The organism is Lacrimispora sp. (assembly GCF_031982545.1).
In the GTDB taxonomy this organism is placed as follows: Bacteria; Bacillota; Clostridia; order Lachnospirales; family Lachnospiraceae; genus Lacrimispora.
Genome location: NZ_DALYXB010000017.1, coordinates 87372 through 102599 on the forward strand (window position 1 = coordinate 87372; position 15228 = coordinate 102599).

Annotated in this window: 14 protein-coding genes; 9 read left to right on the top strand and 5 right to left on the bottom strand. The window is 40.7% G+C overall.

Going from position 1 to position 15228, the window contains the following annotated elements; translation table 11 throughout:
- Positions 1-86: 86 nt before the first annotated feature.
- From nagA to aroF, 8 genes are all read left to right on the top strand, one after another.
- Positions 87-1250 carry an N-acetylglucosamine-6-phosphate deacetylase gene (gene nagA, locus ABS301_RS23115; protein ID WP_349674425.1) on the top strand — a complete coding sequence of 388 codons (1164 nt, stop codon included), beginning with the start codon at positions 87-89 and terminating at the stop codon, positions 1248-1250.
- Between the two features lie 183 nt (positions 1251-1433).
- A complete protein-coding gene (locus ABS301_RS23120; RefSeq protein ID WP_349674426.1) occupies positions 1434-2408 on the top strand; it encodes a polysaccharide deacetylase family protein in 975 nt (324 codons plus the stop codon).
- 18 nt (positions 2409-2426) lie between these two features.
- Positions 2427-3497 (top strand): hypothetical protein, encoded by a 1071-nt coding sequence (locus ABS301_RS23125; RefSeq protein WP_349674427.1) that lies wholly within the window; start codon positions 2427-2429, stop codon positions 3495-3497.
- The gene (locus ABS301_RS23130; RefSeq protein ID WP_349674428.1) at positions 3494-4669 is read left to right on the top strand and encodes an FkbM family methyltransferase; all 1176 of its coding nucleotides are present in this window, start codon (positions 3494-3496) and stop codon (positions 4667-4669) included. The genes ABS301_RS23125 and ABS301_RS23130 overlap by 4 nt, the downstream gene beginning before the upstream one ends.
- The gene (locus tag ABS301_RS23135; protein WP_349674429.1) at positions 4666-5838 is read left to right on the top strand and encodes a Gfo/Idh/MocA family protein; all 1173 of its coding nucleotides are present in this window, start codon (positions 4666-4668) and stop codon (positions 5836-5838) included. Before ABS301_RS23130 ends, ABS301_RS23135 begins: the two co-directional genes overlap by 4 nt.
- A 22-nt stretch (positions 5839-5860) precedes the next feature.
- Positions 5861-7387, top strand: a complete 1527-nt coding sequence (locus ABS301_RS23140) for a class I adenylate-forming enzyme family protein (protein ID WP_349674430.1) — start codon at positions 5861-5863, stop codon at positions 7385-7387.
- Between the two features lie 26 nt (positions 7388-7413).
- Positions 7414-7692 (top strand): acyl carrier protein, encoded by a 279-nt coding sequence (locus ABS301_RS23145; protein WP_349674431.1) that lies wholly within the window; start codon positions 7414-7416, stop codon positions 7690-7692.
- Entirely contained in the window at positions 7655-8500 is an 846-nt protein-coding gene (gene aroF / locus ABS301_RS23150; RefSeq protein WP_349674432.1) for a 3-deoxy-7-phosphoheptulonate synthase, read from the top strand. Before ABS301_RS23145 ends, aroF begins: the two co-directional genes overlap by 38 nt.
- An 86-nt stretch (positions 8501-8586) precedes the next feature.
- On the opposite strand, the gene phoU is transcribed toward aroF, so the two are convergent.
- The 5 genes from phoU to ABS301_RS23175 all read right to left on the bottom strand — a co-directional run bounded on the left by phoU (position 8587) and on the right by ABS301_RS23175 (position 12909).
- Complete coding sequence (phoU, locus tag ABS301_RS23155) at positions 8587-9249, bottom strand: phosphate signaling complex protein PhoU (protein WP_104437690.1); 663 nt, start codon at positions 9247-9249, stop codon at positions 8587-8589.
- A gap of 32 nt (positions 9250-9281) precedes the next feature.
- Entirely contained in the window at positions 9282-10046 is a 765-nt protein-coding gene (gene pstB, locus ABS301_RS23160; RefSeq protein ID WP_349674433.1) for a phosphate ABC transporter ATP-binding protein PstB, read from the bottom strand.
- The gene (gene pstA / locus ABS301_RS23165; protein WP_349674434.1) at positions 10043-10951 is read right to left on the bottom strand and encodes a phosphate ABC transporter permease PstA; all 909 of its coding nucleotides are present in this window, start codon (positions 10949-10951) and stop codon (positions 10043-10045) included. Before pstA ends, pstB begins: the two co-directional genes overlap by 4 nt.
- Entirely contained in the window at positions 10941-11879 is a 939-nt protein-coding gene (gene pstC / locus ABS301_RS23170; protein WP_349674435.1) for a phosphate ABC transporter permease subunit PstC, read from the bottom strand. Before pstC ends, pstA begins: the two co-directional genes overlap by 11 nt.
- A gap of 100 nt (positions 11880-11979) precedes the next feature.
- On the bottom strand, positions 11980-12909 hold the full coding sequence (locus ABS301_RS23175; RefSeq protein WP_349674436.1) for a phosphate ABC transporter substrate-binding protein: 930 nt from the start codon (positions 12907-12909) through the stop codon (positions 11980-11982).
- A 388-nt stretch (positions 12910-13297) separates the two neighbouring features.
- On the opposite strand from ABS301_RS23175, the gene ABS301_RS23180 reads away from it, so the two are divergent.
- Positions 13298-14812, top strand: a complete 1515-nt coding sequence (locus tag ABS301_RS23180) for a plasmid pRiA4b ORF-3 family protein (protein ID WP_349674437.1) — start codon at positions 13298-13300, stop codon at positions 14810-14812.
- The last annotated feature ends 416 nt before the right edge of the window (positions 14813-15228 follow it).

The window sequence follows — 15228 nt, forward strand, 5'->3', positions numbered from 1 at the left end:
GGAAAGCAACTGTATATACTGAAAGAAAGGTCAGGTTTGACCTGTCACATCAGTATAGTGATCCGGAAAGAAAGAGGGGTAGGAATATGATAATACAGAGCAGACGCGTATGGATTGCAGGACAGTTTATTCCGGCACAGCTTGAGTTGTTGGAAGGGAAAATTTCAGCAGTGAACGGGTATGGAACCCAGCCAGCCGATCGTGATTATGGAAATGATCGGATCGTACCGGGGTTTATCGATATTCATACTCATGGAGCATATGGCTATGATACCAATGACGGTGAGCCACAGGGCCTCAGGGATTGGATTAAAAGAATTCCCGAAGAGGGAGTTACTGCACTTTTACCCACAACAGTGACTCAGATGCCAGGAGTTTTGGAAAAAGCAGTTACCAACATAGCCAATGTTGTAAATGATGGTTATGAGGGTGCCGAGATCCTTGGTATTCATTTTGAGGGGCCTTATCTGGACATGAAGTACAAAGGAGCACAGCCTCCGGAAGCCATAGCAAAGCCCTCTGTGGAACAGTTTGAAAGTTATCAGAAAGCAGCAAAAGGAAAGATTAAATATATTACTCTTGCTCCAGAGCGGGATGAAAACTTCGCTCTTACGAAATATTGTAAAAAGCATGGTGTAGTGGTAAGTATGGGGCATTCGGCTGCTACGTATGACCAGGCTCTCATGGGAATTGCCAATGGCGTCACCTCCATGACTCATGTCTATAACGGCATGACTCCTTATCATCACCGGGATCCAGGGCTGGTAGGGACTGCTCTCAGAGTACGTGATATTTACGGCGAGATCATCTGTGATGGCTGTCACAGTCACCTGGCAGCTTTAAATAACTATTATACGGCAAAAGGCAGGGACTATGCCATCATGATCAGCGATTCTCTGAGAGCCAAGAACTGTCCGGCAGGGGGACAGTACCAGCTGGGTGGTCATGATATTGAGGTCAGGGAAAATGGTCTTGCTTATTTAAAGGGAACAGAAACGATTGCAGGAAGTACGCTGAAGATGAACAAGGGCTTAAAACTTCTGGTAGAGGAAGCTTTGGTGCCTTTTGATTCTGCTCTCAATTCCTGTACCATAAACCCGGCGAAGTGTCTGGGAGTGGATGACAGAAAAGGGCGTCTGAATGCAGGATACGATGCAGATCTTGTAGTGCTCAGTGATTCTTATGAAGTCGTGCAGACATATTGCAGAGGAGTGGGAATGGTTGATGAGACAGACAGCCATGATCAATAAATAGGTAAGCAAAGGGTATTAATGTAAAAGCAGCATTTGATGGCAGTGGAGGTATTGCATAAGTAGCTAAGTCTACTAAGCAGTACCTCCATTTTTGTGTTTAGGGTTTTGCTTATGTACAGGAGAGGAACGAAGCATCTGACACTTTGCATAGGATGATAGAAATGAGATATCAAAAAGAAAATGCAAAATAAAGTCTACGTAATCATGTATCACTATGTAAGGGATTTGGAACACAGCCGTTATCCCCAGATAAAAGGACTGGATACAGCCTGCTTCAGAAAACAAATAGAATATTTAAAACAAAATTTTACGGTTATTACCATGGAAGAATTGAATTGTGCCTGCAATAACCAGTATGAGCTGCCCAAACAAGCAGTTTTACTCACATTCGACGACGGTTATCTGGATCATTATACTTCCGTATTTCCAATATTAAAGGCAGAAAATTTACAGGGCTCTTTTTTTATCTCCGGGAAGACACTGAAAGAGCATGTTTTATTGGATGTAAATAAAATTCATTATATACTAGCCACCACACAGATAGACGTTCTATTGCCGTCAGTTCTTAAACGCATGGATTATTACCGGGGATCAGAATACGAATATCCTGATAATAGTACGCTTTTTAATCAATATGCATCTGTAAATCGATTTGACAGCAAAGAAACAATTTTCGTGAAGCGAATGCTTCAGACTGTATTGCCGGAAAAAGTAAGAAGTAAGATCTGTGATGACCTGTTTCAAAAATATGTAGGCATATCAGAAGATAAATTAGCTGGTGAACTGTATCTGACTTCAGATCAGATCAGGCTTATGAAACAGGAGGGCATGTATATTGGCTTGCATGGATATAACCATTACTGGCTGGGCCGCTTGTCTGAGGAAGATATGCAGAAAGATATCAGGCAGGCATTGGATGTCATGTCGGAATATATAGACGCTAAAAATTGGGTAATGAATTATCCTTATGGCAGTTATAATGAGGCGCTTTTGCAATACATCACTTCTACGGGGTGTAAACTGGGACTTACTACTCAGGTAAAGGTGGCTGATTTATCAGAGTGCAGCAACCTTACAATTCCGCGCCTTGACACCAACGATTTTCCACCCGTCAGTGAAAAATTCAAATGTCGTCTGGACAAGGAACGGACATGAACCAGGAGGTAAAACACTATGAATCAATTCGATACACGGTATGAGATCCGGCTTGCTGACAGCTCTGATATAGAACTGATTATGGATTTCATTGATAAGTACTGGAAAAAAGGCCATATCATGTCCCAGGACAGAGATCTGTTTCGATATGAGTATCAGGATGGAAATCAGATTAATTTTATCCTGGCAATTGATAAAAACAGCCGATTACTGGAAGGTATTTTTGGTTTTATCAAATGTTCTGATACGAAAGATGTTAAGAAGAAGGATATCTGGGGCAGCATGTGGAAAGTGCGTGAATCGGGTGAAAACATGCCTCTTTTAGGCATAGAGCTGGCAAAACGGGTGTTTGACATCACCGGATGTCGAACCCAGATTGGTAACGGAGCCAACCCCAATACCACGATTCCATTAAGAAAACTGTATTTTCATGACAGAACCGTCCGCATGAGACAATATTATAAGTTAAATACTGAAATTGAAGAATTTAAAATTGCACTGGTTAAAAAGAAACCGGAAATCTTGCAGGAAAATCATTTTGATACAAAAATTATGCTTTTTAGTTCCATAAACGAAGTAAATGAAAATTTTAATATCGAGAGTATCTATTCTATTCCGTACAAAGACAGCTGGTATGTAAACAAACGATATTTCTGCCATCCGTACTACCACTATTCTGTTTATGGATTAAAAAACGAGAGCGGCAAAGTAGGTGCACTTATGATGGCGCGGGTAATTGAATGTAACGGAGCAAGAATCTTTCGCATTGTGGATTATATGGGAGATCAACGTTTGTTTTCCGGGTTGAGAAATACGTTAGATGAAATTATGAAAGAAATGAATTTAGAGTATATGGATTTTTACACCTATGGATTTGAAGAACAATATTTATGGGACGCCGGTTTCATTTACAGGTCAGATGATGATCCCAATATCATACCTAACTATTTTGAACCATTTTTACGCGAGAACGTTGATATATGGGCTCATTACAAACTGGACGGAACCCTGTTTTTTAAAGCAGACGGAGATCAGGATCGGCCAAATAAGAGGTTGGAGAGAAATCAAGGGGGACAGGGGGAGCTATGACAGGTAAAAACGAGTTTGAAGAAAAACTTCTAAATAAGGATTTATATAAGACAAATGCAGGGAAGTATGCGGAAAAAATCAGCAACAAAGATAACGTCATCATCTGGGGGTCGGGGAGCGCTTCCGACGCACTTTACCAATTCTTTAAAGAATTCAACTGCTTAAGCGGATTAAAAAATTATGCTGATAATAAAAAGGAACTCTGGGGAACGCAAAAGAATGGATATACCATATTATCACCGTTAGAAGTCATTGAAAAGGCAAAAGAGGAACCGGTTCATATTATTATTGCCAGTATGCGTTTTCCTGAAATAAGAAAGCAGCTGAACTTACTGGGGCTAGAAGACTCAATGATTGATATGGCAGGCTTTACAGTTGCCAATGATTATTATACTTACAAAGATGAAACTGCTTATCAGATTGTAAAATTTCATTTTGATGAATTCAGGCAGGTGTATAACAGTCTGGCAGATAAACGTTCCAAAGAAGTCTATCTAAATATATTGAACTCCAAGATTTCTCTGGATAATAATTATCTGGAATTTATATCCTCCCCTTTGGAAGAGCAGTATTTTGACCAGGAACTATTGAATTTAAAATCAGATGAAATTTTTTGTGATTGCGGAAGCTACAATGGAGATACCATGGAGGCTTTTTTTCAGTTAACCGGAGGAAACTGCAGAAAATATATTGCAATAGAAGCGGATAAAGATATCTATTTAGAACTAAAACAGAAAGTTGCAGATAGTAACTATAAAAACGTGACAGCCCATAATATTGCATGCTGGAATAAAAAGACAGTTTTAAAATTTCAATCGGCAAAGAGCGCAGGGCATATTGCTGATGAGGGGGAGATTGAAGTTTTGGCAGATACACTGGATCATATTTTAAAAGACGAGCCAGTGACCATGATAAAAATGGATATTGAAGGCGCAGAACCAGCGGCTTTGACCGGTGCCAGGGCTGTGATTAGTAAGTATAAACCTGTGTTATGTATTTGTATTTACCATAACCTGAAGGACTATTACAAAATCCCACTAATGATGAAAGAATTAAATCCGGATTATCATTTGTTTGTCCGAAACTATACCGATATGGTTGCTGTGGAGACTGTATGCTACGCAGTTCCAACAGACCGGATTACTCTGAAACTTGAGGGGGGAGTTAAATGAATCAGGTTGTAATAGGAATGGTTGGTGCAGGCAGGGCAACAGAACTGCATATGCACGCATATAACCGGGTAAGCAGGGTACCGCTTCGCTTTAAGACCATTGCTGCCAGGCGCCCGGAGCAGTTATTGCCTGCAAAGGAGCTTTATGGATTTGAAATTGCAACCTTCGACTTTAATGATTTGCTTATGGATCCGGAAATTCAGGTGATTGATATCTGCACACCGCCTTACGTCCATGAAGAAATGATTGTAAAAGCAGTAAAAGCTGGAAAGCATGTCATTTGCGAAAAACCCCTTTCCGGTTACTTTGGGTCAGCTACTGATCCAGAACCAATCGGAAAAAACATACCCAAAGCGGTCATGTACGAGAAGCTGTTGGGTTCTCTGGAAAATATGAAACAAATCATTGAAGAATCCGGCTGCAAATTCATGTATGCAGAAAACTTTATCTACGCGCCCGCTGTTGCTAAAGCGGAAGAGATTATTTCGTCAAAAAAGAGCCGTATTCTTTATATGAAAGGAGAGGAGAGCCTGAAAGGATCAAGTTCTCCCGTTGCAGGCTCCTGGTCAAAGACCGGAGGAGGAACCTTTATCCGCACCGGAACCCATCCCCTTTGTGCACTCCTTTGGTTAAAACAGCAGGAAGCAAAGGCCCGCGGTGTTGATATCAGAGTGGAAAGTGTTCTGGCAGATATGGGTACTATTACCACCACGCTTTCCGATTATGACCACCGTCATATCAAGGCACGGCCAAATGATGTAGAGGATAATGGAACGGTTTTACTCACTTTTTCAGACCAGTCCAAAGCACTGGTCATAGCAACCGATACCTGTCTTGGAGGAAGCAAAAATTATATCGAATTATATTGTAATGATGCAGCAATTACCTGTACTCTTACCATGAATGATATGATGTCCACATACTTTTTAGATGAAGATAATTTAAATGGAATTCAACTCTCAGAAATGCTCCCGGCAAAGACTGGCTGGAACAACCCCTTTATTGCCGATGAAATTATCAGGGGGTATACCGGAGAAATTCAGGATTTTATGGAAGCAGTCTATTTTGACAGAGCTCCCAAGTCGGACTTTCAGCTTGCATATGATACCATCCGTGTAGTTTATGCGGCATATATGTCTGCCGAAGCAGGAAGACGTGTGTATCTTTGAGTATGGGGAAAGGAGTGAGACGATGAGCAAATTATGCGATTTGTTTTTTGACATGGCCTCTGAATATCCACAGAAAACGGCAATCTGGTGTGATAACAAAACGATTACCTATGAGGAATTGGCAGCATTGGTATGCAGGTATTCCAATTTTTTAATAAAAGCCGGAGTCATCTACAACGATCACATAGGAATTCCTATGAATAACAGTATTGAATCAGCGGCTTTGATCCTTGCAGCAGCCAATCTTGGAGCGGCGCTGGTGCCCATTAATCCAACCCTGCCGCCAGAAGCAATAAAGTCTTTGTTCACAGCCGCAGATGTAAAACATTTAATTGCAAGAAAAAATTTTCTGGAACAGACAGAAGGGAAAATTGACTTAAATCTAAAAGGAGTACAGATCTGTCTGGATGGTTCATGGAAAAATACCTTGACATTTGACTCGATACTAAAAATGTCAGATAAAAGACCAGTGGTGAAACAGGTGACGGGAAAGGAAACTCTGATTATAACCATGACCTCTGGTTCCACCGGTGAGCCAAAACCCATTGATTTAACACAGAATAATAAATTAGAAAGAGCAATGGCGCACATCAGGTTATACAATCTGAAAAAAGATGACCGGATACTGGCTGCAACACCACTCTATCATTCTCTGGCAGAGCGGTTGGTTTTAATGCCGCTCCTTATTGGCGCAACAAGCATCTTATTGCCCAGGTTCACTCCTGCTTTGTGGTTAAATTGTGTGAAAGATCAGAAAGTTACCTTCACCATTGCAGTTTCAGCCCAGCTGGGTCAGATCGCAGAGCTGCTAACCAGTCCCTTTGTACCTGAGATCGATTCTCTCCGATGTGTGGTATCTTCTTCCTCTCTTTTAGAAAACCATATCAAAAATGAATTAATCGATAAACTGAATTGTGATTTTCATGAAATGTATGGCACCTCAGAGACTTCAACCGTTACCAGTATCAATTTCAGAGAAACAATGGGTAAAAAATACTCCGTTGGCAGACCGCTGCCGGAAGCTGAGGTAAAAATTATAAAAGAGGATCAGAATATTGCAAAGCCAGGAGAAATTGGTGAAATTACCTGTAAAACAACACTGATGTGCAATGGTTATTATAATCAGTCGGAAATCTTTCAGGATGCACTGCAGGATCGTTATTTTAAAACCGGTGATCTGGGATACCTGGATGAAGCAGGATATTTATATTTTGCAGGACGAAAGAAAGAATTGATTATTACAGGAGGCATTAATGTATATCCCCAGGATATTGAGGAATGCATAAAAAAGCTTCCGGAGGTAAAGGAATGTGCCGCTTTTGCTTATCCGGATAACAGGCTTGGAGAGGTAGTGGCATTGGCGATTGTGTCAAAGCCGGATACCCTGTTGAGCAAACGGAAAATTCAGATTCAGTGTGCAAAAAATCTGGCAGATTATCAACAGCCCCACATGATTGTTTTTCTGGATCAATTACCAAAAAATTCATTGGGAAAACTGGAAAAATACAATCTTCCGGAATATGTAACGAAACATGGCGTGTTCAAATAAAATAAAAATAGGGAGAGGGTATAAAAATGACAGCTAGAGATTTTATTTTAAAGGAACTTCAAAGAAAATATACATTAGATAAAGAAACCGACATTGAGTCATTTAACTACCTGGAAAGTGGTTATATAGATTCAATGGGTATTATACAGTTCCTTGTAAGCCTGGAAGAAGAATATGATATTGAGTTTACAGATGCTGAAATCGCTGATCCTTCGTTTAAGATCGTCGGTCAGCTGGCCCAGTTAGTTGAAAGAAAAGTGATGGAAAATGAAAGATTTAAAGCTGGTAATGGCAAAGAATCATGACATAATTACTCCAAAGACCGAAATAAAGATAGGTAATATTACCGTTGGAAGAGATTTTCTTGTCATCGCAGGACCCTGCAGCGTGGAATCGGAGGAACAGATTATGAAAGCTGCCAGATCTGTAAAAGCAGCAGGGGCTAACATGCTTCGGGGCGGGACCTATAAGCCCAGGACGTCTCCATATTCCTTCCAGGGGCTTGGACGGATCGGTCTGCAGTATTTAAGCAAGGCAGGACTGGAAACCGGCCTTCCCATTATTACTGAAGTCACAGACACAAGAGATGTATATCTGATTGGCGAATATGCGGATGTTCTTCAGATCGGCACAAGAAATATGCAGAATTATTCATTGCTGGTTGAAGTAGGTAAGATAAAGAAACCGGTCCTGCTAAAACGTGGAATGAATGCAACAATAGAAGAATGGCTCAGCAGCGCGGAGTATATTATGAATGCAGGAAACCCGGATGTGATTTTATGTGAGAGAGGAATCCGGACGTTTGAGACCTATACCAGAAACACTCTGGATCTAAGTGCCGTTGCCGTTGCAAAAGGTCTGAGCCACCTGCCGGTAGTAGTAGATCCGTCCCATGCTACCGGCAGAGCAGATTTGATTTTACCAATGTCTTTAAGCGCGGTGATGGCTGGCTGTGATGGCCTTGAAATAGAAGTACACCCGTCCCCGGCGGAAGCATTAAGCGATAAGGAACAGCAGCTCACACCAGGGCAGTTTAAAACACTGATGGCAGTTGTAAATAAAACGCTGGCTTTTAAAGAAGAGCTGAACAGATATGAGAACACCGCCCTCTGAATGGGAATCTGTGAAACGATACAGAAAAATGCCGCTCAACAGTCATACTGCAGCTGTTTAGCGGCACTTTTATATTGTATAATGCGTTATAAGATCCGTACATTCTTCAAAGCGCCTGTTTTTGCAAATTCTGTCCATTCGCATACATTTACTGCATGATCACCGATTCGCTCCAGGTATTTGGCAATCATCAGCAAATCAATACACTGGTCAATATGCTCAGTGGACTGTTTCAATAAGTCTACCACATCTACCTTTACCTTATCAAACAGTTCATCCACCACATCATCCTGTTTCTCAATTTCTTTAGCAATACTTAAATCCTGTTTAATAAATGCCTCAATCGAACATCTTACCATCTCTCTGGCAGCAGTTGCCATGGAAGGGATATGGCGAACTACATGATAGACATGCTCCCCTTTAATGCGAAGGATCAGTTCAGCGATATCAGATGCATGATCCCCGATTCTCTCTAAGTCTGTAACCACCTTTAAAGCACTGGAAACCACTCTTAAATCTCCGGCTACCGGCTGTTGACGAAGAATAAGGGAGAGGCAGCGTGCTTCTATGGAACGTTCCAGATCATTGATGGTACGGTCACCCTTTATAATATCTTCTGCTTTTTCAAAGTCCTGATCTTCAAAGGCGATAAAACACTGTTCAATGGAATTTTCCACCAAACGTCCCATCTCCTTAATATCATCATTTAAAAGATTTAATTCATGCTCATAATTCACTCTTGTTGTCATATTTATTTCTCCTTTATTCGTTTAATCATAAATCAGCCAAAACGGCCAGTGATATAATCCTCTGTCCTGGAATCTTTCGGAGCGGTAAACAGCTCGGTAGTTGGAGCATATTCCACAACTTCGCCTACCAGAAAGAAAGCGGTGTGATCAGCAATACGGGTTGCCTGCTGCATATTATGAGTTACAATGGCTACTGTATATTTTTCCTTTAACTCATCCATTAAATCCTCAATTTTCAACGTGGAAATAGGATCAAGGGCTGAAGTGGGTTCATCCATTAACAGAACTTCAGGTTCCACAGCTAAGGCTCTGGCAATGCAGAGACGCTGCTGCTGGCCGCCGGAAAGACCAAGCGCAGATTTTTTTAAACGACCGGATACTTCCTCCCAAAGCGCAGCACCTTTCAGGCTTTTTTCCACAATATCATCAAGCTCAGATTTATTCTTGATGCCATGAATTCTGGGACCGTAAGCTACATTATCGTAGATACTCATGGGAAAAGGATTGGGCTGTTGGAATACCATACCGATTTTTTTGCGTAACAGTGTAGTGTCAACTCTTGAGTCGTAGATGTTTTCTCCGTCTAAAAGTACTTCACCTTCAATTTTAACACCTGGAACTAAATCGTTCATACGGTTTAAGGTCTTTAAGTAAGTAGATTTGCCACAACCGGATGGTCCGATAAATGCGGTGATTTTATTTGTGCAAAGTTCCATATTTACGTCTTTTAAAGCGTGATTCGTGCCATAGTATAAATTTAATTGATTGGTTGAAATTTTAATTGTATTTGTATTCACGATTCTTTCGCCTCCGTGTTAAATTTATGGGACAGATATTTGGCCAGACCGTTTATTGCAAGTACGATAACAAGCAGTACCACAGCAATTCCAAAGGCCTCGTCATATTTTGCTTTCTGCATGCAAAGATAAAGCTGAATGGTCAGCGTTCCGCCGGATTCAAATATCTTTCCGAGGAAACTTCTGGGGAGTATATAACCGCTGCCTGCTGTAAAAAGCAAAGCTGCAGATTCCCCTACAATTCGTCCGATTGCCAGAATAATTCCTGTTACAATACCAGGCATTGCGCTGGGAAGCAAAATAGTGCGGATCATATACCATTTCGTTGCACCAATTCCCAATGCGCCGGAGCGGTAACTTTCTGGAACTGTTTTTAAAGCTTCCTGTGTGGTTCGTGTAATAAGCGGAAGAACCATAATGGATAAGGTCAGGGCGCCAGTCAGTATGGAATAACCAAGTCCTAACGTAGTGCCAAAGAACACATACCCGAAAAGTCCAAATATAATGGAAGGAATACCGGATAATATTTCTGTGGTAAATTCGATAATACGAACCACTTTACCGCCTTTTGCATATTCGTTTAAATATATGGCAGAGCCCACACCAAGAGGGGTAGCGATAACCAGTGTAATTGATACCACGTACAATGTATTGACTATATTTCCCAGAATACCAAAGGTTCCTTTTATGGTACTTGGCACTGTAGTTAAAAATGCAACATTTATCCGGGGAACTCCTCTTACAAACACATATCCCATGATGCCGATAAGAATAAAAATTGATATCAGGGCGCATAAATAAATAAGTATAGTCAAAAGGGAGTCTGAAACTCTTTTCTTACCATTATAAATACTATTTACAATAATGGAATCCCTATGAACAGGTATTGTGAGATCATTTGTCATTTTTATCCTCTCCTTTCTTTAAAAGGCTGTTGAGAATTACGTTTATCATCATAATGAAGACGAACAGGACAAGCCCGATGGTAAACAGAACCTGCTTATGAAGGCCGGAGGCATAGGACATTTCTGATACAATGGCTGTAGTCAGGAAGCGGACGGAGTGGAAGGGCAGCGGAAAGTTTACAGAACTTCCTGATACCAGACTAATTGCCATGGCTTCACCGATTGCTCTGCCGGTACCCAGAACTATGGCAGTTATAATGCCTGATTTTGCAGCAGGAATTACCACATGGAAGATCGTCTGTATCTTTGTTGCGCCCAATGCCAGGGATGCACTTCTAAAATGCTGTGGAACAGAGCGGAGGGCAGTTTCGCTGATATTGATTACAGTTGGAAGAATCATAAGGGCGAGAACCAGTACCGCCGAGATTAAATTAGCTCCTCCTGTAAACTGATGGGTGGAAGAGCCTTTAAAAATCTTCAGTTCCAGATCGTACATAATCGGATTCAATATGAGAATTCCTAAAAGACCATAAATAACAGATGGAATTCCAGCTAAAAGCTCGACTGCAGGGCGGACGATATCGGCCAGTTTTTGAGGGGCTACCTCTGCCAGAAATACCGATGTCATAACACCGATGGGAACGCCTATTAAGATAGCAAGAGCGGTACCAACAATTGAGGTTAAGATAACATATAGGATTCCAAAGCTGGGTACGGCCGCATCTGGTTTCCAGACAGAACCAAATAAAATATCCAGAATTCCCACTTTAAACAATGCAGGAGTGCCGCTTGTTAACATATAAATACTGATTGACGCCACAGCCAGAACAGCAAAGAAGCCGCAGATGGTAAATATCACTTCTGCAGCATGTTCAATACCAGATTTACTTCCGTGACCGCCAAATATGGAATAAGACTTTGGTTGCATATAATGGCTCCTTTCGTGAGATGGGGACGTAGCCAAAGCATTCAGCTGCGTCCCCATGAAGTGCATTCGATATAGGAAGGAACGGCTATTCCTGTTCCGATTAGTTTGCTGGGATTAAACCAACAGATTTTACTAATTCTTTTCCTTCATCAGAATGGATATAATCGAATAATGCTTTTACATTGTCGTTCTGCTTGGAAATATCACCTTTGGTTGCCATAACAAATGGACGGCTTAAGAAGTAGGAACCTGCTTTAATATTCTCTGGTGTAGGATCTGTATTCTCCAGCTTTAATGTTTTTACGGTTTTGTCAAGTACATCAAGAGAAACATAGCCAATGGAGCCTGGAGTAGATGCTACCTTTGCCATTACAGCACCAGTACTGTCAAGTTCGTTGCTGTATTTACATTTGTCTTCCAGTTTTAATAACTCTTCAAATGCACTTCTTGTACCAGAGCCGGATTCACGTCCAATGACTACGATAGGCTGATCTGCACCGCCTAAATCTTTCCAGCTGGTGGTAGTTCCGTTATAGATGGCAATCAGCTGATCCTTTGTCAGATTTTCTACTTTGTTAGAAGGATCGGTTACTACCGCAATACCATCAATAGCTACTATATTTTCAACAATTCCTTTTGATTTTTCTTCATCTTTTAAATTACGGGAGGCATTTCCGATATCAGCAGCTCCGTTGGTAACAGCTTCAATTCCTGCTCCAGATCCAACAAACTCAGCCTGTACGGTAACACCAGGATATTTTTCCATAAATACTTCACTTAAAGCAGTTGCAAGCTTTTCCATTGAAGTAGAACCAACCATACTGATGGAACCTTTTAAATCTGCAGTGGCCTTAGCTGTTGTTGTTGCAGCGGCAGCAGTAGTTGTCTGGGTTGTGCCTGCAGTTGTTTCAGCCGCTTTTGTTCCAGCTGCTGTTGTCTCAGTCGTACTATTTCCGCATCCAGCTAATGCTCCCATTGTTAACACAGCCATACCAGCTGCTGCAAGTATTTTAATTAAATTTTTTTTCATAATTACTATCTCCTCTTTTCTTTTTAAATTGCTTTCGCTTACAAGTTGGAGTATAGCAGTCGGTTCTTTTTTCTGAAATCATGTTTTGGTATAGAGTCTGTAAAGCTTGTGTAAAACACAGTAACTGGTGTATAATTCTTCTAAAATCAGTATCTGCAGAAAAGTAGTTTAGATTCATAATCTTTTCTTTCCCGTCCGGTAAAAACGGTAAAAACCGCAAAATTACGGTAAAATCCTGTTATTCTTTATAAAAATAACGGGATGGACTGGACAGAATGGGAGCAAATGTGGTAAATTGTTACGTGCATTTTATTATAGAAATAACAAAAGATGATTCCGTAATTTTTTAAGAACGGATACAGAGGATACGAGAATGGAGGACGTTTTCATGGGAGCATATCAACTGAAAATCACGATCAAAGGAAGCAAGCCGCCGATCTGGAGAAGGATTCTGGTACCGCAAGGAGTAACGTTTGAAACACTTCACAATACGATTCAGGCGTCATTTTGCTGGTCTGGCCAAACACCGTATCAATTTGAATTTCGTTCAGAGAAAATACGGGTAGCCTCAGATAATATAGAACAGACGGGAAACTATCAGTATCTTCCAGCAGCCCAGGCCATTAACGATCAGATAGGAAAGGATTCCAAATTTACATATGTGTCTTATGGTACCAGTAACCGGGAATTTACAATTCAGACAGAAGACTATTTAGATGAGTATCAGGAGACGGCACCCAGAGTAATTAAATATAAAGGGGAAGGTTCATCTGATAATGAGATGGAATATGATATGGCGGCAGTGAATCTGCGTCTGGAACAGATGGCTGACGGATTTAAGCCCATCATTATTTCCGATATCTTTGACTGCTACGATAAAAACAGTATACTGGAGATAGCAAAAAGACATCAGATGACTGGAACCACTAAGTTAAATAAAGAAGAATTAGTGCAGAAGACCATTTCTTACATATTAAATGAAAAAATAATGAAGCCTTATTTTCTTTGTGTTCGCGATTGTGAAATGAATGCATTTGAGAAGGTAATGTCTGGCTGCACAAAGCTAGATTTTCTGGAAGAACAAAATTTGGAATATCTTTATGCAGGAGGATATATAACTTCGGGAGCAGACCGCAGTTTTCTGGTTGCAGAGGAAGTTGTAAAAGCATACGAAGCACTAAATACTGCTGAGTTCCAGGAAGAGCGTACCCGCATAAGCAGAATCGGTGACTATATCTGTGCTGCCAATTCCCTGTATGCCATAACCCCTCCATCTGTCCTTCTGGAAACATTTAATAAGTATGAAGAAAAGAAACTGACAGTGGAGGAACTTTTAAGCGCATACGAATCTTTAAGACCTTATCGTTTAATGGTAACTTATATCGATGGTAATTTAGTCGATGCAGCGCTGGCAGAGCAAAAAAGTTATAACGATCTTTTGCGTACGCAGAGGAAAGTTCCCTATTATATTCCTACTCAGCTGGAAATCCGCTTTATGGCGGATAATTCCGGATTTTTAATGGGGGGAGAATTAAGCAGGCTTAGTGAATTCCTGATCTCTGAATTAAGTGTGCCGGATGACATGATACCTCTGATACTCCGCCAGGTTCAGGCTGAGATCAGTATGGGTGGACAACTTCAGGAAGTCGTAAACGATTTAGAAGCAGCGGGAATACTCATGGGTTCATCCGAACATATGGAGAAGCTTGCTGTAATTGTGACTGATATTTGGAACAATACCCGAATGGTGCTAAACAGGGGGCATAAACCTTATGAGATGGTAATGAAAGGTTATAATGAAGTGAGTGCTCAAAGGAAGAATATTCAGAAGATCTATCCCAATGATGCCTGTCCCTGCAATAGCGGTAAGAAATACAAGAAATGCTGCGGCAAAAATGCCTGATCTTATAGTTGGAAAAAAGGAGCTCATCTGCAAACGGAGATGAGCTCCTTTTTTGTCACGAATGTTATGAAAATCATGTTTTTCTAAATTATTAAAAAATTTCGAAAAATATGTTGACTTTTGTCGAAGGCTTTGATATGATATACCTCGTCGCTGAGAACGGCGACAAACTTCTTCCAAAACACATCGATGAACGATGAGAAAAGTTTTGAAGAAATTGAAAAACATGGTTGACAGATAAAAGAAACCATGGTATTATATACCAGCTGTCGAAAAACAGTGAAAGAAATAAAAAAAGAAAATAAAAAAGTTGTTGACAAAACAGAAGCAACACGATATAATAAACGGGTTGCTCATGAAACGGACAACACAAAAAGCACTTTGAAAACAGAAGATTGAACAGTATGTAAAACCCT

Excerpts from the sequence above, each read along its gene's own strand:
- nagA (WP_349674425.1), top strand. The coding sequence starts at position 87 with ATGATAATACAGAGCAGACGCGTATGGATTGCAGGACAGTTTATTCCG.
- ABS301_RS23120 (WP_349674426.1), top strand. The coding sequence starts at position 1,434 with ATGCAAAATAAAGTCTACGTAATCATGTATCACTATGTAAGGGATTTG.
- ABS301_RS23125 (WP_349674427.1), top strand. The coding sequence starts at position 2,427 with ATGAATCAATTCGATACACGGTATGAGATCCGGCTTGCTGACAGCTCT.
- ABS301_RS23130 (WP_349674428.1), top strand. The coding sequence starts at position 3,494 with ATGACAGGTAAAAACGAGTTTGAAGAAAAACTTCTAAATAAGGATTTA.
- ABS301_RS23135 (WP_349674429.1), top strand. The coding sequence starts at position 4,666 with ATGAATCAGGTTGTAATAGGAATGGTTGGTGCAGGCAGGGCAACAGAA.
- ABS301_RS23140 (WP_349674430.1), top strand. The coding sequence starts at position 5,861 with ATGAGCAAATTATGCGATTTGTTTTTTGACATGGCCTCTGAATATCCA.
- ABS301_RS23145 (WP_349674431.1), top strand. The coding sequence starts at position 7,414 with ATGACAGCTAGAGATTTTATTTTAAAGGAACTTCAAAGAAAATATACA.
- aroF (WP_349674432.1), top strand. The coding sequence starts at position 7,655 with ATGAAAGATTTAAAGCTGGTAATGGCAAAGAATCATGACATAATTACT.
- phoU (WP_104437690.1), bottom strand. The coding sequence starts at position 9,249 with ATGACAACAAGAGTGAATTATGAGCATGAATTAAATCTTTTAAATGAT.
- pstA (WP_349674434.1), bottom strand. The coding sequence starts at position 10,951 with ATGACAAATGATCTCACAATACCTGTTCATAGGGATTCCATTATTGTA.
- pstC (WP_349674435.1), bottom strand. The coding sequence starts at position 11,879 with ATGCAACCAAAGTCTTATTCCATATTTGGCGGTCACGGAAGTAAATCT.
- ABS301_RS23175 (WP_349674436.1), bottom strand. The coding sequence starts at position 12,909 with ATGAAAAAAAATTTAATTAAAATACTTGCAGCAGCTGGTATGGCTGTG.
- ABS301_RS23180 (WP_349674437.1), top strand. The coding sequence starts at position 13,298 with ATGGGAGCATATCAACTGAAAATCACGATCAAAGGAAGCAAGCCGCCG.